This window comes from Nisaea acidiphila (assembly GCF_024662015.1).
Lineage (GTDB): Bacteria > Pseudomonadota > Alphaproteobacteria > Thalassobaculales > Thalassobaculaceae > Nisaea > Nisaea acidiphila.
The window spans coordinates 2,148,360-2,166,391 of the sequence record NZ_CP102480.1; the positions used below are offsets into that span (position 1 = coordinate 2,148,360).

The window sequence follows — 18,032 nt, forward strand, 5'->3', positions numbered from 1 at the left end:
ACAAAGCCCGAGTTCCAAGGGAGGAGGTCTCGGGGAAACTCAGTCGTGGATCTTCACGTATTCGAAGTCGCCCGGCTTGTTGTCGATACCGACACGCGGCGCGGAAATCCAGCCCGCAAATTGACCCGGCTCGCGCACCGGGCTCATCAGCGCGGCGATGAAGTCGCCGTCTTCCACATTCGGCAGGAACTCGTCCCGGCGCGCGCCCCATTCCGCATCGCTCATCAGCTTGCCTTCCGGAGTCGTATGGACGTTGCGGAACTCGCCGATATGGCGGTGGAAGGCGACGTTCGGCAGGGTGATCTCGAAATCGATCCCGGCCTTTTTGATGATCCGGTTCCAGCGGTTGATGCCGCCTTGGCAGTCGCGCACGTAATCGTCGCGCAGCCGCATGTTGAGGGCGGAAAGCGCCGGCTCGTCGACCATTTTGATCTCGCCGTCGACCAGCTTCAGCACCGGATAGGTGTCGTTGACCAGCTGGTGATCGTCCTCGATCCGCTCCTCCTGGAAGCGGCCCTTCAGACCCGCATTGTAGGCGTTCGCCGCGTTGGTCGAGACCTCGGAGCCGAACAGGTCGAGGGAAAGCGAGAAATGCAGGTTCGCCTTCTTCTGGATGGTCGGCAGGTCGATCACGCCGAGGGCACGGATCTTCTCGATCTCGAAGGGATCCTCGATCCCGGCCTCACGCATCGCCTCGCAGGTGCGCTGCACGGTGCGGCCGACGCCGGTCTCGCCGACGAACATGTGGTGCGCCTCCTCCGTCAGCATGAAGCGGCAGGTGCGCGACAGCGGATCGAAACCCGACTGCGCAAGGCTCTCGAGCTGCATCTTGCCGTCGCGGTCGGTGAAGAAGGTGAACATGAAGAAGGAGAGCCAATCCGGCGTCGCCTCGTTGAAGGCGCCGAGCATGCGCGGCTTGTCCGCATCGCCGGAGCGGCGGTTCAGCAGCTCGCCCGCCTCCTCGCGGCCGTCGCGGCCGAAATATTTCTGCAGCAGGTAGACCATGGCCCAGAGGTGCCGGCCTTCCTCCACATTGACCTGGAAGAGATTGCGCATGTCGTAGAGCGACGGCGCGGTCGCGCCGAGGAAGCGCTGCTGCTCGACCGAGGCCGGCTCGGTATCGCCCTGGATCACCACGAGGCGGCGCAGCATGGCGCGGTATTCGCCCGGCACTTCCTGCCAGGCATCCTCGCCCTTGTGCTCGCCGAAGGCGACCTTGCGGTTCTCGACCTGCGGCGCGAGCAGGATGCCCCAGCGGTAGTCGGGCATCTTTACATAGTCGAACTTGGCCCAGCCTTTCGGATCCACGCTGACCGCGGTCCGGAGATAGACGTCGGAGGTCTGGAAGCCTTCCGGGCCCTGGTCCATCCACCAGTCGATATAACCCGGATGCCACTGCTCTAGCGCCTTCAGGATCTTGCGGTCACTCGAGAGATTGATGTTGTTCGGGATCTTGGTGTCGTAGCTGACATTCATGATCTCGTTCATGGGGCGGTCCTCCTCTGTTCAGGTCCGATCGTCTTTTAGCGTGGGGATCAGACCCGCTTGATGTCGTATTCGGGCTTGCGGCCGGTGCCGTATCGGCCGAGCGCGCCCTCGGGGCCGACGGCGTTCGGGCGCTGGAAGATCCAGTTCTGCCAAGCGGTCAGCCGTCCGAAGATCTTGGTTTCCATGGTCTCGGGCCCGGCAAAGCGGAGGTTGGCCTCCATGCCGGTGAGCGCATCCGGAGAGTAGCTGGCGCGCTCCTCGAGGAAGATGCGCACCTCGTCTTCCCAGTCGATGTCGTCGAAGATGAAGGTGACGAGACCGAGCTCGTCGGCACGCTCCGCATCCAGACTCTCGCCGGCATTTTCCTGCGCCGCCTTCAGCGTATCCGGCTCGCCGATGAACCGGGTTTCCAGCCGCGTCAGCCCGTTGCTCATGGGGAACGGGCCGAAATTGGCCGGGCCGAGCACGATCTCCGCCGGCGGCCGGTTGTCCCCGTCGAGCTGGCCTTCCAGCATGTAGGAACGATCCGAGGCGAACAGCAGCTCGGCGAGCGAGCCGGCGAAGCAGCTTCCCGGCTCGACCAGCGCGACCAGCGAGCGGGAGGTGACATCGACGCGTTTCATCACCCGCTTCCAGTAGAGCAGGATCTCGCGGGCGAGCCAGTTGTCCCGGTTGGCGGCGAGAAAAGCGTCATGCGCCAGAACCTTGGCGCCGTCGCCCACGGTCTTGAAGATCAGCGTGCCGATCTCAAGCTCGTTCAGGCGCAGATGCAGGATCGCGTCGTCCAGCTCGCGGCAGAGCTTCAGCAGCCAGTAATCGGTTCCGAGCGCGGCCAGCGCGGCCACATCCGCCGGGGCGTCCGCTTCCGGTCCCTTGAGCAGAATGGTCGCGTTGCGCTCGTCGCGGTCGATCTCGACCGTGACCAGATCGTAGCGCATCAGATCGCCGTCGATCTCGCGCTCGATCTTCGGGAACGCGATCCCCTTCGAATCCGCCGGGCGGTCGGAGCTTTCCGCCATCGCGGCGACCCGGGCGGCAACAACCTCATCGAATTTCGAGTTCGGGGCGACCTCGTCGACCAGGTGCCAATCGGCGGCGCGCTTGCCCTTGATCCCTTCCTCGATGGCGCAGAACACGTCCGCGCGGTCGCGGCGCACCTTGCGCTTGTCGGTGACGCGAGTGAGACCGCCCGTGCCGGGCAGCACGGCGAGCAGCGGCGCTTCCGGCAGGGCGACCGAGGAGGAGCCGTCATCGGTCAGGATGATGTGGTCGGTCGCCAGCGCCAGCTCGTAGCCGCCGCCGGCGCAGGCCCCGGTTACCGCCGCGAGGTATTTCTGGCCGGACTCGGCACTCGCCTCTTCCATATAGTTCCGGGTCTCGTTGGTGAACTTGCAGAAATTCACCTTGTGGGCATGGGCCGCGCCCGCAAGCATGCGGATATTGGCGCCGGCGCAGAATACCCGGTCCTTGGCCGAGCGGAGCACCACGACCTTGACCTCGGGATGCTCGAAACGCAGACGCTGGATCGCGTCATACAGCTCGATATCGACACCGAGATCGTAGGAATTGAGCTTCAGCTCGTAACCGTCGAACAGCCCGCCGTTCTCGTCTACATCCATGATGAGGTCGGCCCTCCGGCCGTCGAATTCCAGCTTCCAGTGCTTGTAGCGGGACGGATCGGTCCGGAAATCGATCATCATTGCAGCGCCTCTCCCAATTGCCCGCCTTCGGCCGGGCCGGTTTCTTGTCGCGTGGCAATATAATGCAATCTCGGAATTTGACATGCATTATTTTGCATGTCGGGTCGTAAAGCCTTCGGAAACCCGGCGCAACAGAGAGATCCGCAATACGGAAATTCGACTGGTCTGCGAAATTTTCTGCGTGTAGCGTAAAATTATGCAGGATTTTGCAGCATCCTTCTCGCTGGCCTTCAGCCTGATCTTCTCGGCGGACCCGGAACTCGCCGAAATCGTGCTGCTGTCCCTCAAGGTCAGTCTCTCGGCGACGCTGGCAGCCTCGGCCATCGGCATGTCGCTCGGCGCGGCCATCGCGATTTTCCGCTTTCCGGGCCGCGGCGCGATCCTGGTGATCGCCAATGCCATGATGGGATTGCCGCCGGTCGTGGTCGGCCTCGCCATCTACATGCTGCTCTCGAATGCGGGGCCGCTCGGTGGGTTCGGGCTGCTCTATTCTCCGACCGCGATGATCATCGCGCAGACCGTGCTGGTGACACCGATCGCGACAGCGCTGACCCGGCAGGTCATTGCCGATCTGCACGGGGAATACGACGAACAGCTCCGCTCCCTCGCCCTCGGTCCGGTCGATACGCTCACCACCCTGCTCTGGGATGCCCGGTTCTCGCTGATCACCGTTGCGCTGGCCGGGTTCGGTAGGGCCATCGCCGAGGTCGGTGCCGTCATCATCGTCGGCGGCAACATCAATCACGTCACCCGGGTGATGACCACGGCGATCGCGCTGGAAACTTCGAAAGGCGACCTTGCCCTTGCCCTCGCGCTCGGACTGATCCTGATCGGCATCTCGATTGCAGTGAATGCCGCGCTGATGGCGCTCAAGGGCACGGCCAGGCGGTTCGCCTATGAATAACCTGCCCGAGAAAGTCAGCCGGAACGCCTCCTTCACCCGGCAGAACCTGGTGCTGCCGATGCGCGCGGAGGATCTCCGCTACGCACCCGACGGCGTCGCCCTGTTGCACGACGTCTCGCTGCAGATCGCCGAAGGCGGGGTCAGCATGATCCTCGGCGCGAACGGTGCCGGCAAAAGCATCCTGATGCGGATCCTGCACGGTCTGATTACGCCTCACGGAGGCCGCGTGCTCTGGCGCGGCGGAGAGGCGACCGACGCCGTCCGGCGGCGCCAGGCGATGGTGTTCCAGAAACCGGTCCTGCTCCGGCGTTCCGTTGCCGCAAATATGGAGCACGCGCTGAAAGCCGCCGGCGTCGCGCGCGGCGACCGCGGTCCCCGCATTGAGGCGGCCCTTCAAGAAGCCGGGATCGCGCATCTGGCAAAACGCCCGGCGCGGGTCCTCTCCGGCGGCGAACAACAGCGCCTCGCGGTTGCCCGCGCGCTCAGCCTGCGGCCGGACGTTCTGTTCCTCGACGAGCCGACAGCCAGCCTCGACCCGGCCTCCACCGCGGCCATCGAGGCGCTGATCCTCGCCGCCGACAGGCGCGGCTGCAAGGTGGTGATGATCAGTCACGACCTGCATCAGGCGCAGCGCCTCGCAGGCGAGATCGTCTTCATGGATCGCGGCCGGATCACCGAACAAAGCGCCGCCGAAACCTTCTTCGAGCAGCCGGCCAGTACCGCGGCGCGCGATTTTCTTGCCGGACGGCTGCATCTGCCGGACGGCACGACATCCTGAGAGAGAAGACCGAGTTAAGGGAGCGAAGAGAATGAAACATCTGACGAAATTACTTGCCGGGCTGGTGCTGGCCGCACTGACCGGATTCGGCAGCGCCGGCGGCGCGATTGCCGCCGACAAGTTCATCATCCTGCAGTCGACGACCTCGACGCAGAATTCCGGACTGTTCGACTACATGCTGCCGAAATTCACCGGGAAGACCGGGATCGAGGTACGGGTCGTGGCCGTTGGGACCGGCCAGGCGCTGAAGAATGCACGCAACGGCGACGGGGACGTTCTCTTCGTGCATGCCAAGCCCGCCGAGGAGAAGTTCGTCGCCGAGGGCTTCGGGGTGAAGCGCCAGGACGTCATGTTCAACGACTTCGTCATCGTCGGCCCGGCCGCCGATCCGGCGAAGGTCGGCGGCATGCGGAATGCACCGGAAGCCCTGAAGATGATCGCCTCGGCGGCGGCTCCCTTCGCGTCGCGCGGCGACGACAGCGGCACCCACAAGAAGGAAAAGCGGCTCTGGAACGCTGCCGGCGTGGACGCCGCGGCGTCCAGCGGGTCCTGGTATCGCGAGACCGGCTCCGGCATGGGCGCGACCCTGAACGCCGCCGTCGGCATGGGGGCCTATGCCCTGACCGACCGGGCCACCTGGATCAGCTTCAAGAACAAGGGCGATTTCAAGGTCCAGGTCGAGGGCGACAAGGCGCTCTTCAACCAGTACGGCGTCATCCTGGTGAACCCGGCCAAACATCCGAACGTGAAGAAGGAAGAGGGCCAGGCCTTCATCGACTGGGTCACCGGCCCGGACGGTCAGGCCACGATCAACAGCTACAAGCTGAACGGTCAGCAGCTTTTCTTCGCCAACGCGAACTGACGCTTCAGCGGTTCGGCCGGATCAGGGCGCGTTGTCCCGGATCCGGCCGAGCCCGGAAATATCATAGCCCCCGAGTTCCTCCGCCCGAACCCGGAAGAGAGCGGAACGGGCGAAATCCAGCAAGCTCTGGAAAGGGCGCTCGAAATAGAATTTCCGGCAGACCAGAAGATCGAATTCCTCTTCCACCAGGGGGACAAAGCCGAGATCACTCTGCCCCGCCGCAGCCGCCAGCCCGAGCCCGCAATCGGCGCGTCCCGCATGCACCGCCTCCGCCACTTCGGATTCGGTCCTCGCCGGCGGGTCGATCCTCCTGATATCGGCTTCGCCGAGACCTGACTCGTCCAGCAGCTGGCGCAGGAGGATCTGGCTTCCGGCCATATCCTGACGCGGAATCACCCGGCGCCCCTCAAGATCCGTGACGGTTGCAATGCCAAGAGGATTCCCGGCGGCGACAATCAGTCCCCGCGACCGTCTGGCCCAGGAAATCAGTACCGCGTCCCGTCTCGGACCAAGCGCATCGACGGCATCCAGGTTCCAGCGCACTCCTGCTGCTTCGGGGATATGAATGGCGGCGACCGAGACCTCGCGCCGCTGAAACCGGTGCAGCCCGTCGAGACTGCCGTCGAATAGCGTCGGCAAAGCCGCGCCGGACTCCCGGATCGCCCAGTCCAGCAAGGGATCGTGACTGCCGGCAACAATGGCCGGGCGCATTCCAGATACCTCCGGAACGCCAGCGGAGTCATCCCCTCCTCCGATCCATGCCTCGATCTCGTCGCGCGGGAACAGCAGCTTCCCTGTTACGCGCCGGCACGGCACCTCGCCGTCGGCGGCGAGCTGATAAACCTTGCGCTCCTTGACGCGAAGCAAATCGGCAAGTTCACGCACGGTGAGAAAGGCTGGGGCCGCTGTCATCTGTTTCGATGGTCCGGAAAAATTGCTCCCATCAGCCTTAATGACGGGATCGGCCAGCGTCAATCCGGCGCTATTTAAGAGACAGCGCGAACGCGACGATCGCGTCGAGATCGTCCGCGGTCAGATGAATTTCGGCGGCGCTCGGCGGCAGGGGCGTCAGGCGCTCGACCCCTTCCATGCGGATGAAACCGCCATGGGGCCGCCGGTCGAAGAAGGTGACGAAGCGCTGTTCTCCGTCGGCCAAGGACATCAGCAATTTGAAGGAGGGCGTGCTTCCGATCCCGCCGATACCGTGCGCCGGATCGATCACATGGCACCGCCCGCAGTGTTGCAGCGAGATCTCCCGCCCCGCCGCGACGAGCGCGGCCTCGTCGGCATGCGCCTCCCCGGCACACAGGGCGCCAAGAACGAGAATAGCCTGCAGCCGGCGGCGCATCATTCGAGCCGGACGTTTCCGGTGCTGGTCTGGTTGACATGCTCGCTGCTGAAATCGAGCTGACCGAGCCCGAACCAGGCAAGACCGGCACAAACGACGATTCCGATCAGTGAAACAACAAAAGCTTTCATATCGAAGGTCTCCTCAATTCCGTCCGTATTGTCGTTCGGCCTCCGCGAGCGCGGCGCGCAGAAAATGCAGAAGGGCTTTCCTGTCCTCGCCACTGCCGAGCCTCTGCAGCGGCATCTTGGTGCCGGGGACGACATGCTCCGGCCCCTTTTCGAACAACTCTCCAATGGTCTGTTCGCTCCAGACGATGTCGCTCTCGCGGAGCGCCCTGGAATAGGGATAGCCTTCGACGCTGCCGACCCGGCGGCCGAAAACGCCGAAGAGCGTTGGCCCGGCCCGATTGCCACCGTCCGGGGCCAGCGTGTGGCAGACCGCGCAGGTGCCGAACAATTCCGCCCCGCGTGCCGCGAGCGCATCCCCTTCCGGGACGAAAAGCGCCGCTTCCGGCGCGCGCGTGGCACCGATCTCGCGACCGCTTTCCAGGTCCCATCGCGCAACCTTGGCATCGCGACCGGCGGAGAGCAGCTGTCTCCCGTCCGGCGTGAAGGTGACGGACCAGACCGGTCCCTCGTGACCGCGGAGGGTCTGCAGCGGGCGACCGTCGGCGAGCGACCAGAGCACGATCTGTCCTTTCGCTCCGCCGGTTGCGAAGCGCTTGCCGTCCAGATCGACATCGATCGAGAGTACCGGCGCCTCGTGGCCCAGCATAAATCGTCGCTCTTTGCCGCTCTCGAGATCGAACAGCCGGACCGCCTCGTCGGTTCCGGCAACGACCAGCGTGCGTTCGTCCGGGGCCAGGAACAACTTGTTCACCGGCAATCCGACCTCGGCGAAAATCTCGGGAACCGCATTCGCATCCGGCTCCCAGATGCGGACCGTCCCGTCGTAACCGGCACTCAACAAGCGCGCGCCGTGCGTCATGAACTGGACCGCGTTCACCGGGCCGGCATGCCCCTTCAGAACCTTGAGCTCTCCGTTGCCGTCCAGCGGGGCGACATGGATCAGTCCGTCGAACCCCGCGGAGGCGACCCGGCTCCCGTCGGGCGCGACGGCGATCGCGGCCACCCGGCCCCGGTGGCGGGTCAGCAACGCGGCCGGTTCGGTTTGCCCAAGGGTCCAGAGATAGACCGCGCCGTCATTGCCACCGGAAACCGCGCGCGAAGATCCGGGCACGAAAGCGACGTCGCTGACCGCCGCGTCGTGGCCATACATCAGACGCCGGGCCCGCTCCTGCGGAAGATCCCAATAGATTACCGAATAATCGAAGCCGGCGGTGAGCGCTGTCATGCCGTCCGGCGCGACAACGATGGCATGTACCGGCCCGCCATGGCCGATCAGCTCGGCTTCGACAGGCACAGCCGATGCCGTCGCAAACAGAAGAGCGGACGCGATCCTCATCCGGATCGCGCCGCCAGGTTTCAGGGAGGAACCCGCGTTCCCGTGCCCCACCGCAGCCTCGCGCGGGCTAGTCCGACCCGGCCGAGGCCTGGCGCGCCTGAACTTCCTCGACCCAGAGGTCATGGTGCTCCTTGGCCCAGTTCTCGTCGACCATGCCGCTGCCCATGGCGTCGAACGCCCCCTCCATGCCGATGGAACCGATATAGATATGGGCGATGATGATCACGATCAGGGCGAGCCCCACGATCGAGTGCCAGAGCTGCGAGAGCTGCATCTCCTGCATCACCGTGAGATCGGCTGGAAGGTTCGCACCAAACATGTTCAGCACGGCGAAGGTCTTGCCGAACATATGAAGCTCAAAGGGAAAGAGCAGGGCGATCCCGGACGCGCTGATCGAGACGCCGCCGAGAATCACCGACCAGAAGATCACCTTCTGGCCCGCGTTGAATTTCTTCGAGGACGGATGCACACCCTTGGTGAACAGGCCCCCGGCCTTCGCCAGCCAGACCAGGTCCAGGCGGTTCGGAATGTTGTGCTTCACCCAGAGCACGAACATCATCACCACGCCGACCATGAAGGCAAAGGCGATGTAATTATGCAGGTACTTGCCCGCGATGGTGATCGCCGAAAAAGCGTCCGGGCCGATCACCGGCAAAAGCGCATAGCGGCCGTACAGCACGTTCAGCCCGGTCAGCGCGAGGACAACGAAACTGGTCGCCGTCAGCCAGTGGGCAAACCGCTCGACCGAGTTAAAACGCTCTATCAGCTTGCCGCTGAGACCGTGCTCGACCTTGATCCGGCCGCGCAGGATGAAGAACAGGCTGAGCAGAATGAGGATGCCGAGAAGCGCCCAGGCGCCGTAGAGCGAAAGCGGCCCGTTGCGGAAGGCCCGCCAATTGTCCCCCTCGGACTGGATCATGACCCCGGCACGGGCATCGGGGATGGAAACCTGTCCCTGCTGACCCTGACGGACCTGACGCCAGAAATCGGAGTCGCTTGAGGTTCCGAGCGTGTTGCCGGGTACCTGTCCCGCCTGCTGCGCGGCCGCCTCCGGCACGAGAGCCATGCCGGTCGCCGCAGCGAAACCGGCAAACAGGAAAACGGCGAGGGCAATGCCCGCGAGGCGCCCGAAGCAATGTGAACTCGTCATGCGATTTCCTCCCGGAGGCCTAGAGGTCGAAACTCTGCCGGCGTCCGCGATTGCGGATTTCCGACAGGGTCTCTTCGGAAAGCGATTGGTCTTCGGCACCGAGATAGGTGCCTTTCTTATAGAGGAGGACCCTGTTCTGCTCGTGCTCGCGGCACCCGGCAAGCAGGAGCATCGCCAAAGCTGCGAAGGCCAGTCCGCGGAACACGGCCGGACGCGAAATTTCCATGCCCGAATCACTCCTTGAAATGCGCCGTCCGCGATGCCGAAGTCCCGGTGTTTCGCGGTCGGACCGAGAGTCAACCAGACCCACGGCGCCGTTGGGCACCGTGGGCCGGATTGATGTCAAAAAACCAAACATATCGGGTCACTGACCAGAACCCGGGGGCCGGCAAGCGGCCCCCGGCGGGGAGCGTTTAGCCGCCCGTTTTCTGGTCGTAGGCCGTGCCCCAGCCCCACGCGCCCGAGCCGAAGCCGCGGGCCACGGTCCGCTCGCGATAGATGGCGGAGACCACGTCCCCGTCACCGGCGAGCAGTGCCTTGGTCGAGCACATTTCCGCGCAAAGCGGCAGTTTGCCCTCGGCGAGGCGGTTCCGGCCGTACTTCTGGAACTCGACCGAGCTGTGATCGTCTTCCGGACCGCCGGCGCAGAAGGTGCACTTGTCCATCTTGCCGCGGCTGCCGAAATTGCCGGCTTGCGGGTACTGCGGTGCCCCGAACGGACAGGCATAAAGGCAATAGCCGCAGCCGATGCACAGATCCTTGGAGTGCAGAACCACACCCTCGTCGGTCTGATAGAAGCAATCGACCGGGCACACCGCCATGCAGGGTGCGTCCGAGCAATGCATGCAGGCCACCGAGATGGACCGTTCGCCGGGCTTGCCGTCATTGATGGTGACGACACGGCGGCGGTTCACGCCCCAGGGAACCTCATGCTCGTTCTTGCAGGCCGTGACGCAGGCGTTGCATTCGATGCAGCGCTCGGCGTCACAAAGGAACTTCATACGTGCCATTGTTTCCCTCCCTTACGCAGGCTCGATGCGACAGAGGGTCGCCTTGGTTTCCTGCATCTGCGTGACCGAATCGTAACCGTAGGTCTGCGCAGTGTTCGTGGATTCGCCGAGGACATAGGGATCGGCGCCGTCCGGATACTTGCTCCGGAGATCCTCCCCCTGGAAATGCCCGCCGAAGTGGAACGGCATGAAGGCGACGCCCGTGCCGACCCGTTCGGTGACCATTGCCTTGACCTTGACCTTGCCGTTCTCGGGACCGGTCACCCAGACCATGCTTCCGTCACGGATGCCCGCATTGTTGGCATCGCGCGGATTGATCTCGATGAACATGTCCTGCTGCAGCTCGGCGAGCCACGGGTTCGACCGGGTCTCGTCCCCGCCGCCCTCGTACTCGACCAGACGGCCGGAGGTGAGGATGATCGGGAAGTCCTTGGAGAAGTCGTTCTTCTGGATCGACGCATAGAGCGTCGGCAGACGATACGCCTTCCGGTCCTCGTAGGTCGGATAGTCGGCCACGAGATCCCGCCGCGAGGTATAGAGCGGCTCGCGATGGAGCGGCACCGGATCCGGGAAGGTCCAGACCACGGCACGTGCCTTCGCATTACCGAACGGAGCGCATTCGTGCTTGATCGCGACGCGCTGGATACCGCCGGAAAGGTCGGTCTTCCAGTTCGTCTTGTCGCCCGCAATGCCTTCGATGGTCTTGCGTTCCTCGTCGGTCAGATCCTTGTCCCAGCCGAGTTTCTTCAGCATGGCCATGGTGAATTCGGGATAGCCGTCCTTAATGTCCGAATTCACGCTGTAGGAATCGACCGCCAGCAGGTTGTCGCCGTTCCGTTCGACGCCGAAGCGCGCACGGAAGGTGAGCCCGCCTTCGGAGACCGGCTTCGACGGATCGTAGAGGATCGGGGTGCCCGGATGGTTCATTTCCGGTGTGCCCCAGGACGGCCACGGCATACCGTAATAGTCGCCGTCGCACGGACCGCCCATCGCCTGTAGCGTGGTCTTGTCGAAGGTGTGCTGGTTGGCCATGTGCTTGCGCAGCCGTTCCGGCGACTGGCCGGTATAGCCGATGGTCCACATGCCCTTGTTGATCTCGGCCGTGACGTCCTCGATGTGAGGCACCTTGTTCTCGACCTTGATGTGCTTGAACATCTCGTCGGCCATGCCGAACTTCTCGGCGAAGAGATACATGATCTCGTGGTCCGTCTTCGATTCGAAGAGCGGGTCCACCACCTTTTCGCGCCACTGGATCGAGCGGTTGGAGGCGGTCACCGAGCCGTAAGTCTCGAACTGCGTGCAGGCCGGCAGGAGGTAGGCACCTTCCTTGCGGTCGTGCAGCACGGCGGAAACCGTCGGATAGGGGTCGACAACGACGAGGAGGTCGAGCTTCTCCATCGCCTTCTTCATCTCGACCATACGGGTCTGCGAGTTCGGGGCATGCCCCCACAGCACCATCGCCCGGACATTCTCGGGCTGGTCCATGTTGGCCTTGTCCTCAAGCACGCCGTCGATCCAGCGCGACACCGGAATGCCGCTGGATTCCATCAGCTTCTTGTCGCCAAAGCGACCGAGCAGATAGTCGTAATCGACGTCCCAGACCCGCGACCAGTGCTTCCAGGCACCGGTGCTGAGACCGTAGTAACCGGGCAGGGTGTGCGAGAGAACGCCGAGGTCGGTCGCGCCCTGCACGTTGTCGTGGCCACGGAAGATATTGGTGCCGCCGCCGGCCTTGCCCATGTTACCGAGCGCGAGCTGCAGGATGCAGTAGGCCCGGGTGTTGTTGTTGCCGTTGGTGTGCTGGGTCCCGCCCATGCACCAGATCACGGTGCCCGGACGGTTGTTCACCATGGTACGCGCGACCCGGCGGAGCTGCGAGCCCGGAACCCCGGTGACCCGCTCGGTCTCCTCCGGGTTCCACTTCTTCACCTCGGCTTTGATCTCTTCCATCCCCCAGACGCGCTGACGGATGAATTCCTTGTCTTCCCAGCCGTTCTCGAAGATGTGCCAGAGAATGCCCCAGATGAGCGCGACGTCGGAGCCCGGACGGAAGCGGACATATTCGGTCGCATGCGCCGCGGTCCGCGTGAAGCGCGGGTCGCAGACGATCAGCGGGGCCGAATTCTGTTCCTTCGCCCGGAGCAGGTGGAGCAGCGAGACCGGATGGGCCTCGGCCGGGTTGCCGCCGATGACGAAGATCGCGCGGCTGTTGTGGATGTCGTTATAGCTGTTCGTCATCGCGCCGTAGCCCCAGGTGTTCGCAACACCCGCGACTGTGGTCGAGTGACAGATACGCGCCTGGTGGTCACCGTTGTTGGTGCCCCAGAAAGCGTAGAACTTGCGGAACAGGTAAGCCTGCTCGTTGTTGTGCTTGGCCGAGCCGAGCCAGTAAACCGAATCCGGGCCGCTCTCCTGACGGATCTGCAACATCTTGTCGCCGATCTCGTTGATCGCCTGCTCCCAGCTGATCTTCTGGTACTTCCCGTTGACCAGCTTCATCGGATATTTCAGCCGGCGCTCGCCATGGGCGTGCTCGCGGACCGCGGCGCCCTTGGCGCAGTGCGAACCGAGGTTGAACGGGCTGTCGAAGCCCGGCTCCTGGCCGATCCACACGCCATTCCGCACTTCCGCCTCGACCGTGCAGCCGACGGAGCAGTGGGTACAGACCGAACGGATCGTTTCGATCCCGGCCAGCGGATTGGCCTGCGCTTCGGCCTTCTTGACCATGCCGCCGCCAAGGGCGGCCGCCGCGGCGAGACCGCCGACGGTAATTCCGGAGCGTTGCAGGAACGTTCTCCGGTCGATCGCGCTGCCGGCCTGGCCGGTCAGAGCGCGAGACATGCGCGAGGACGCAGCGCGCCCGCCTGTCTTCTTCATCAACATATCGTTCTCCCGAACATTACGGCCTCTTTGCCCGACCGCTTATGTTTCAGAGGGCACCCCAGCATGTGGCGCCCCGGACCTCCCGTTTGGGACGGCCCTTCCCCCGTCCGCTCTAGAAGCGTGACAAGGCGTATGCCGTCTTCACATGCGCGGTTTCCCTGTAGCCGGCACTGACCTTTTCGGGCCGCTCGGCGGCCTCGGCAGGTTTCTGCGCCCCGGCAATCGCCGCCGCACCGGCGGCTGCGCCGATGCCCGACAATTTCAGGAAATCACGGCGTGAGGATTCGGGCTTTTTTGCTTTCGCCATCACCAAACTCCGTTCTGCTCCGCACGGGTCCGATATGTTGCTCCGCCGCCGGCCCGTGCCCGGCGCAAGAGGTTTGCCGCTGCCCGGCCTCAGCCGAGCATGCGGAAACTTTCGCCCTCGATGGCCATGAACTGCCGTCCGATGGACCCGAGAGGCATATAGAGAACCGAGGCTTTCGCGCCTTCGAGATCCTCGAAGAATTTCTCCGCCCAGGGCGCGAGATGCTTGTCGAAAAACTCCGCCTGGCGATCGAGGTGGCAGGCCGGCCCGAAATCGCCGCGGATCATGCCAGCCATCACATCGCAAAGGGCGGCGATATGGTCCTCCGGCTCCTTGACATCGTCGGCCCGCGCGACCCCGAGCCGGGCCAAGTCGTCGCGCAGATCGGCGAGCGGTTTTTCGTTCAGGAATCCGGTCAGGTAGAATGAGCCGTGCGGCACCAGTTCCCCGCGGCCGACACCGTAGAAAAGCTGATGGAATTCGTCATTTCCGGACTCGGGTGTCGCCGCGCGCGCTGCCGCGGCGAAAGCCGCGACTGATTTGCCGAGCGGCGTGTCGTCCCCGCCGAGGCTCCGGGCAATCTCGAGACTTTCGGCAACAGGCGGCCGCGCAAGAAAATGCGCGAGCAACCCGTACCAATGCGCACGAACGGCGTCTTCTTCCGACACCAGACTGCGGGCGGTTTCTGTCACCAGCCCAATCTCCTTAGCGAGTCCGCTTTTTTAAACCAGCTGCGAACTTTCACACTCGTCAGGCATTTAGCCCTGTTTTTAGACTTTCACGCTACGCTCACTGCGGACCGAAGTCCACATATTCACGTGTGGCACCGCACCGGCTTTCCACCATGCGGGTGCCGGTTTCTCAGACGAGATCGCCGTCGCCGACTTCTTCGTCTTCTTCCGTATCGCCCGCGGCGCTGTCCGTTTCGGTTGCGTCCGGCTCCGCCGCCGCAACGCCGTCGCCAGATGTCTCCCCGTTCTGCGCATCGTCACCGGCCTCCGGCTCGATCCCGAGATCTTCGTCTGTCAGAAACCCTCGTCCCACCTTGTACGCGGTCTGCAGGCCCTCGATAACGGTCGCGGCGTCCGTGTAGTCCTCGCCGTAATCGATCAGCCCATCGACATTGGCCAGCACCGGATTCAGTCGCCAGAGCGCGCGTAGCGCACGGCGCCGCAGAAATTCCGGGACATTGGTCTGCATGAAGGGAGTGAAATCGCTCTCCGCATCGAGGCTTTCAATATCCGGAAGGGCCGCGACGACGGCTTCCTCCTCTTCGGTCAACGGCCGCTCATCGCCGACGTAGAGTTCGGGCAAGGCAGTCTCGGGCGCCGGCTCTGGGATCGACAGCGCAGCGCTCGCCTCGACAGGCTCCCGAGAAGCCTGTTTGCGCTCTGACCAGCGACCGAGAAAACCCCGGCCGGGAATGTCGTCCCTCTCAGACAAGACGACGTCTCCCGGAACCGTTCCGCGGCGCGTCGACCGCCGGGCGGCGGGCGAACTTGTCCTGCTCCTTGCGGTGGTCGCTGCGCTTGCGCTTTACGAAAACCTCGTCCTCGTGATGCCGGTCGCAGAATTCCTGCACCCAGGCGATCAGGCCATCGGGCATCGGGACCGCCTCGACGATCTCCTCGCCCGAATCGAGATAGTCCTGCGCCTCGTAGGCAGATGCAGTGACCAGGAATGGGACCACCTCGTACGGCGAATCTGGATCGTCGTCCGCGCGCAACACGACATAAACCGACGGGGTGCCGGCGAGGTTGACCTTATAGGGCTCGGTTTCTCCCCGGAACAGGGTCAGCGGGAGTGTGGCGGCATGGTAACGCTCGGCGCCTTCGGCTTTTTCGAGCAGCTTCCATTCGGCCACCTCCGGCGCGCCGACAATGACGGAGACGGCGCTCCAGCTGTGATCCTGCCAGGGATTGTCGAGCTTCCTGCGCTCCAGCACCACACCAACCGGGATCGTCCGGCTGCGTTCCATTTCCACTCCTCGGATTCCCTCTACCGGGATCATTGCCCCGGCCGCCTCCTGTTGCAAATATGTGTAGCAAAAGCGCGCAGGGGAAAGCCTCGATCAAACAAAGCGCGCACGGGAGAGACATTTATGGCCACCGAAAACGGGCGGCTGCTGATCTGCAATTGCAATGGCTCCATGCCTCTGGACGCCAGCGCTTCCGCGCTTTCGCGCGACGGAAACACGCCCTTCATCCACTCCGCGCTCTGCCGTTCGCAGCTCGGAAATTTTCGCGATGCGGTAACCTCCGGCGGCGCGGTAACGGTCTGCTGCACACAGGAAGCCCCGCTTTTCACCGAGGTCGCGGCGGAAGCGAACGGCGAGGAGGAGACCCTCACCTTCGTCAATATCCGCGAACGCGCGGGCTGGTCCGGGGAGGCGGAACAGGCCGGCCCCAAGATCGCGGCCCTGATCGCCGAGGCCGCTGTCAGCGGCGCACCGACGACGCAGGTGCCACTGAGCTCGGAGGGAGTTTGCCTGGTCTACGGCAAGGACCAGTCGGCACTCGATGCCGCACGCCAGCTCGCCTCTCGTCTTGACGTCACCTTGCTGCTGAAACAGAGCAACGACATCGTTCCGCCTGCGGTGATGGACGTGCCTGTTTTCCAGGGCCGGGTTGCGCGTGCCAAAGGACATCTGGGCGCCTTCGAGATCGCCGTCGACAATTACGGGCCGGCGGACCCGGCAAGCCGGGACTCCTTCCGTTTCGAGCGCCCGCAGGACGGCGCGATGTCGACCTGCGACCTTATCCTGGACCTGACCGGCGAGACCCCGCTCTTCACTGGACACGAGAAGCGCGACGGATACTTCCGCCCCGATCCGGGCGATCCCGTGGCGGTTCAGAAGGCCCTGTTCGAACTTGCCGACATGGTTGGCGAGTTCGCCAAGCCTCGCTATGTCGACTTCGACGCGGATCTCTGCGCCCATTCCCGCAACCGCAAGACCGGCTGCTCGCGCTGCATCGACGTGTGCCCCGCGGGCGCCGTCAGCCCGGACGGAGACATCGTCGCCTTCGATCCGTATGTCTGCGGCGGCTGCGGCGCCTGCAACTCGGTCTGCCCGACCGGCGCCGCGCACTACACCTTCCCGGCAACGGCCACGCTAATCGCGCGCCTGAGCGCACTGATGCAGGCCTACGGCGATGCGGGCGGAAAACACGCGACGCTCTTCGTGCACGACGCCGAGCATGGGGGCCAGATGATCGATATGATGGCCCGCTTCGGACGCGGCCTGCCGGCGCATGTGCTGCCTTTCGCGGTCACGCAGACGACACAGGTCGGCCTCGATTTCCTCGCCGCCGCCTTTGCCAACGGCGTCGGCCGGGTGGTGCTCTATGCGCATCCGACGAAACGGGAGGAGATCTCGGGCCTCGCGAGCCAAATCGGACTGGCGGAAACCGTGCTGACCGGACTCGGTTTCGAGAGCGGCCTTGTCGAGCTTCTGATCGAGGCCGACCCGGACGCTGTCGAAACCCGGTTCTGGAGCCTGCCCAAAACCGGCGGGGTCACGCCGCGCCCCTTTCTCGCCCTCGGCGGCAAACGGGAAATCATGGACACGGCGCTCGCCCAGCTTCGGCTGGCGGCGCCGGAGTCCGCCGACATCATCGCCTTGCCGCCCGGCGCACCCTATGGCCGGGTCGCGGTCGACGCGGAGGCCTGCACGCTTTGCCTCGCCTGCGTCGGCGCCTGCCCCGCCGGCGCCTTGCAGGACAATCCGGACAAGCCGGAACTGTCCTTCATCGAAAACAACTGTGTGCAATGCGGGCTTTGCCAGAACACCTGCCCAGAAAGCGCGATCACGCTGGAGCCGCGGCTGAACTTCCTGACCGAGGCGAAATCGCCGGCGGTGATGAAGGAGGAGGAGCCGTTTCACTGCGTTCGTTGCGGCAAGCCCTTCGCGGCCAAGAGCTCGATCGAGCGGATCGTCGCCACGCTGGCGGAGAAGCACCCGATGTTCAAATCGCCTGAAGCGGCAAGGCGGCTGCAGATGTGCGAGGACTGCAGGGTGGTCGACCAGTTCGAGGGCAAGGACGATCCGATGCGCGGCGGCGCCCGGCCCGCAGTGCGGACGACCGAGGATTATATCGACGGCAAGATCCCCGACGAGGACGAGAACATCCACTGA

The 18,032-nt window shown here is 64.2% G+C and carries 18 protein-coding genes; 4 read left to right on the forward strand and 14 right to left on the reverse strand.

What is annotated here, in order from left to right:
- Nucleotides 1–39: 39 nt before the first annotated feature.
- On the reverse strand, nt 40–1,488 hold the full coding sequence (gene boxB, locus NUH88_RS09980) for a benzoyl-CoA 2,3-epoxidase subunit BoxB (RefSeq protein ID WP_257771828.1): 1,449 nt from the start codon (nt 1,486–1,488) through the stop codon (nt 40–42).
- 47 nt (nt 1,489–1,535) lie between these two features.
- The gene (boxC, locus tag NUH88_RS09985) at nt 1,536–3,188 is read right to left on the reverse strand and encodes a 2,3-epoxybenzoyl-CoA dihydrolase (protein ID WP_257771829.1); all 1,653 of its coding nucleotides are present in this window, start codon (nt 3,186–3,188) and stop codon (nt 1,536–1,538) included.
- A gap of 196 nt (nt 3,189–3,384) precedes the next feature.
- Between boxC and NUH88_RS09990 the strand changes: the two genes are divergently transcribed.
- From NUH88_RS09990 to NUH88_RS10000, 3 genes are read left to right on the forward strand one after another with little or no spacing between them, the layout of a single operon-like run.
- On the forward strand, nt 3,385–4,092 hold the full coding sequence (locus NUH88_RS09990; protein ID WP_257771830.1) for an ABC transporter permease: 708 nt from the start codon (nt 3,385–3,387) through the stop codon (nt 4,090–4,092).
- The gene (locus NUH88_RS09995; RefSeq protein WP_257771832.1) at nt 4,085–4,870 is read left to right on the forward strand and encodes an ATP-binding cassette domain-containing protein; all 786 of its coding nucleotides are present in this window, start codon (nt 4,085–4,087) and stop codon (nt 4,868–4,870) included. The genes NUH88_RS09990 and NUH88_RS09995 overlap by 8 nt, the downstream gene beginning before the upstream one ends.
- A gap of 31 nt (nt 4,871–4,901) precedes the next feature.
- Nucleotides 4,902–5,732 carry an ABC transporter substrate-binding protein gene (locus tag NUH88_RS10000; RefSeq protein WP_257771834.1) on the forward strand — a complete coding sequence of 277 codons (831 nt, stop codon included), beginning with the start codon at nt 4,902–4,904 and terminating at the stop codon, nt 5,730–5,732.
- Nucleotides 5,733–5,753: 21 nt separating this feature from the next.
- Here the strand turns inward: NUH88_RS10000 and NUH88_RS10005 are convergent, their stop codons facing one another.
- The 12 genes from NUH88_RS10005 to NUH88_RS10060 all read right to left on the reverse strand — a co-directional run bounded on the left by NUH88_RS10005 (nt 5,754) and on the right by NUH88_RS10060 (nt 15,875).
- A complete protein-coding gene (locus NUH88_RS10005) occupies nt 5,754–6,644 on the reverse strand; it encodes a substrate-binding domain-containing protein (protein WP_257771836.1) in 891 nt (296 codons plus the stop codon).
- Between the two features lie 70 nt (nt 6,645–6,714).
- Nucleotides 6,715–7,083 (reverse strand): c-type cytochrome, encoded by a 369-nt coding sequence (locus NUH88_RS10010; protein WP_257771838.1) that lies wholly within the window; start codon nt 7,081–7,083, stop codon nt 6,715–6,717.
- On the reverse strand, nt 7,080–7,211 hold the full coding sequence (locus NUH88_RS10015; RefSeq protein ID WP_257771840.1) for a hypothetical protein: 132 nt from the start codon (nt 7,209–7,211) through the stop codon (nt 7,080–7,082). Before NUH88_RS10015 ends, NUH88_RS10010 begins: the two co-directional genes overlap by 4 nt.
- A 13-nt stretch (nt 7,212–7,224) precedes the next feature.
- Nucleotides 7,225–8,547, reverse strand: a complete 1,323-nt coding sequence (locus NUH88_RS10020) for a c-type cytochrome (RefSeq protein WP_257771842.1) — start codon at nt 8,545–8,547, stop codon at nt 7,225–7,227.
- A 67-nt stretch (nt 8,548–8,614) separates the two neighbouring features.
- Nucleotides 8,615–9,697, reverse strand: a complete 1,083-nt coding sequence (locus NUH88_RS10025; protein ID WP_257771844.1) for a formate dehydrogenase subunit gamma — start codon at nt 9,695–9,697, stop codon at nt 8,615–8,617.
- A 19-nt stretch (nt 9,698–9,716) separates the two neighbouring features.
- On the reverse strand, nt 9,717–9,923 hold the full coding sequence (locus tag NUH88_RS10030; protein ID WP_257771845.1) for a hypothetical protein: 207 nt from the start codon (nt 9,921–9,923) through the stop codon (nt 9,717–9,719).
- 187 nt (nt 9,924–10,110) lie between these two features.
- Nucleotides 10,111–10,707: a formate dehydrogenase FDH3 subunit beta gene (fdh3B, locus tag NUH88_RS10035; RefSeq protein ID WP_257771846.1), complete on the reverse strand. Its 597-nt coding sequence runs from the start codon at nt 10,705–10,707 to the stop codon at nt 10,111–10,113.
- Between the two features lie 12 nt (nt 10,708–10,719).
- A complete protein-coding gene (locus NUH88_RS10040) occupies nt 10,720–13,590 on the reverse strand; it encodes a formate dehydrogenase subunit alpha (RefSeq protein ID WP_257771848.1) in 2,871 nt (956 codons plus the stop codon).
- 112 nt (nt 13,591–13,702) lie between these two features.
- Nucleotides 13,703–13,897: a twin-arginine translocation signal domain-containing protein gene (locus NUH88_RS10045; protein ID WP_257771850.1), complete on the reverse strand. Its 195-nt coding sequence runs from the start codon at nt 13,895–13,897 to the stop codon at nt 13,703–13,705.
- An 89-nt stretch (nt 13,898–13,986) separates the two neighbouring features.
- On the reverse strand, nt 13,987–14,589 hold the full coding sequence (locus tag NUH88_RS10050) for a TorD/DmsD family molecular chaperone (protein WP_257771851.1): 603 nt from the start codon (nt 14,587–14,589) through the stop codon (nt 13,987–13,989).
- A gap of 169 nt (nt 14,590–14,758) precedes the next feature.
- Entirely contained in the window at nt 14,759–15,340 is a 582-nt protein-coding gene (locus NUH88_RS10055; protein WP_257771853.1) for a DUF3306 domain-containing protein, read from the reverse strand.
- A complete protein-coding gene (locus NUH88_RS10060) occupies nt 15,333–15,875 on the reverse strand; it encodes a DUF3305 domain-containing protein (protein ID WP_257771855.1) in 543 nt (180 codons plus the stop codon). Before NUH88_RS10060 ends, NUH88_RS10055 begins: the two co-directional genes overlap by 8 nt.
- Before the next feature lie 123 nt (nt 15,876–15,998).
- Between NUH88_RS10060 and NUH88_RS10065 the strand changes: the two genes are divergently transcribed.
- Entirely contained in the window at nt 15,999–18,032 is a 2,034-nt protein-coding gene (locus NUH88_RS10065; protein ID WP_257771856.1) for a 4Fe-4S binding protein, read from the forward strand.

Coding starts and splice junctions, on each gene's coding strand:
- boxB (WP_257771828.1), bottom strand. CDS start 1,488: ATGAACGAGATCATGAATGTCAGCTACGACACCAAGATCCCGAACAAC.
- boxC (WP_257771829.1), bottom strand. CDS start 3,188: ATGATGATCGATTTCCGGACCGATCCGTCCCGCTACAAGCACTGGAAG.
- NUH88_RS09990 (WP_257771830.1), top strand. CDS start 3,385: ATGCAGGATTTTGCAGCATCCTTCTCGCTGGCCTTCAGCCTGATCTTC.
- NUH88_RS09995 (WP_257771832.1), top strand. CDS start 4,085: ATGAATAACCTGCCCGAGAAAGTCAGCCGGAACGCCTCCTTCACCCGG.
- NUH88_RS10000 (WP_257771834.1), top strand. CDS start 4,902: ATGAAACATCTGACGAAATTACTTGCCGGGCTGGTGCTGGCCGCACTG.
- NUH88_RS10005 (WP_257771836.1), bottom strand. CDS start 6,644: ATGACAGCGGCCCCAGCCTTTCTCACCGTGCGTGAACTTGCCGATTTG.
- NUH88_RS10010 (WP_257771838.1), bottom strand. CDS start 7,083: ATGATGCGCCGCCGGCTGCAGGCTATTCTCGTTCTTGGCGCCCTGTGT.
- NUH88_RS10015 (WP_257771840.1), bottom strand. CDS start 7,211: ATGAAAGCTTTTGTTGTTTCACTGATCGGAATCGTCGTTTGTGCCGGT.
- NUH88_RS10020 (WP_257771842.1), bottom strand. CDS start 8,547: ATGAGGATCGCGTCCGCTCTTCTGTTTGCGACGGCATCGGCTGTGCCT.
- NUH88_RS10025 (WP_257771844.1), bottom strand. CDS start 9,697: ATGACGAGTTCACATTGCTTCGGGCGCCTCGCGGGCATTGCCCTCGCC.
- NUH88_RS10030 (WP_257771845.1), bottom strand. CDS start 9,923: ATGGAAATTTCGCGTCCGGCCGTGTTCCGCGGACTGGCCTTCGCAGCT.
- fdh3B (WP_257771846.1), bottom strand. CDS start 10,707: ATGGCACGTATGAAGTTCCTTTGTGACGCCGAGCGCTGCATCGAATGC.
- NUH88_RS10040 (WP_257771848.1), bottom strand. CDS start 13,590: ATGTTGATGAAGAAGACAGGCGGGCGCGCTGCGTCCTCGCGCATGTCT.
- NUH88_RS10045 (WP_257771850.1), bottom strand. CDS start 13,897: ATGGCGAAAGCAAAAAAGCCCGAATCCTCACGCCGTGATTTCCTGAAA.
- NUH88_RS10060 (WP_257771855.1), bottom strand. CDS start 15,875: ATGGAACGCAGCCGGACGATCCCGGTTGGTGTGGTGCTGGAGCGCAGG.
- NUH88_RS10065 (WP_257771856.1), top strand. CDS start 15,999: ATGGCCACCGAAAACGGGCGGCTGCTGATCTGCAATTGCAATGGCTCC.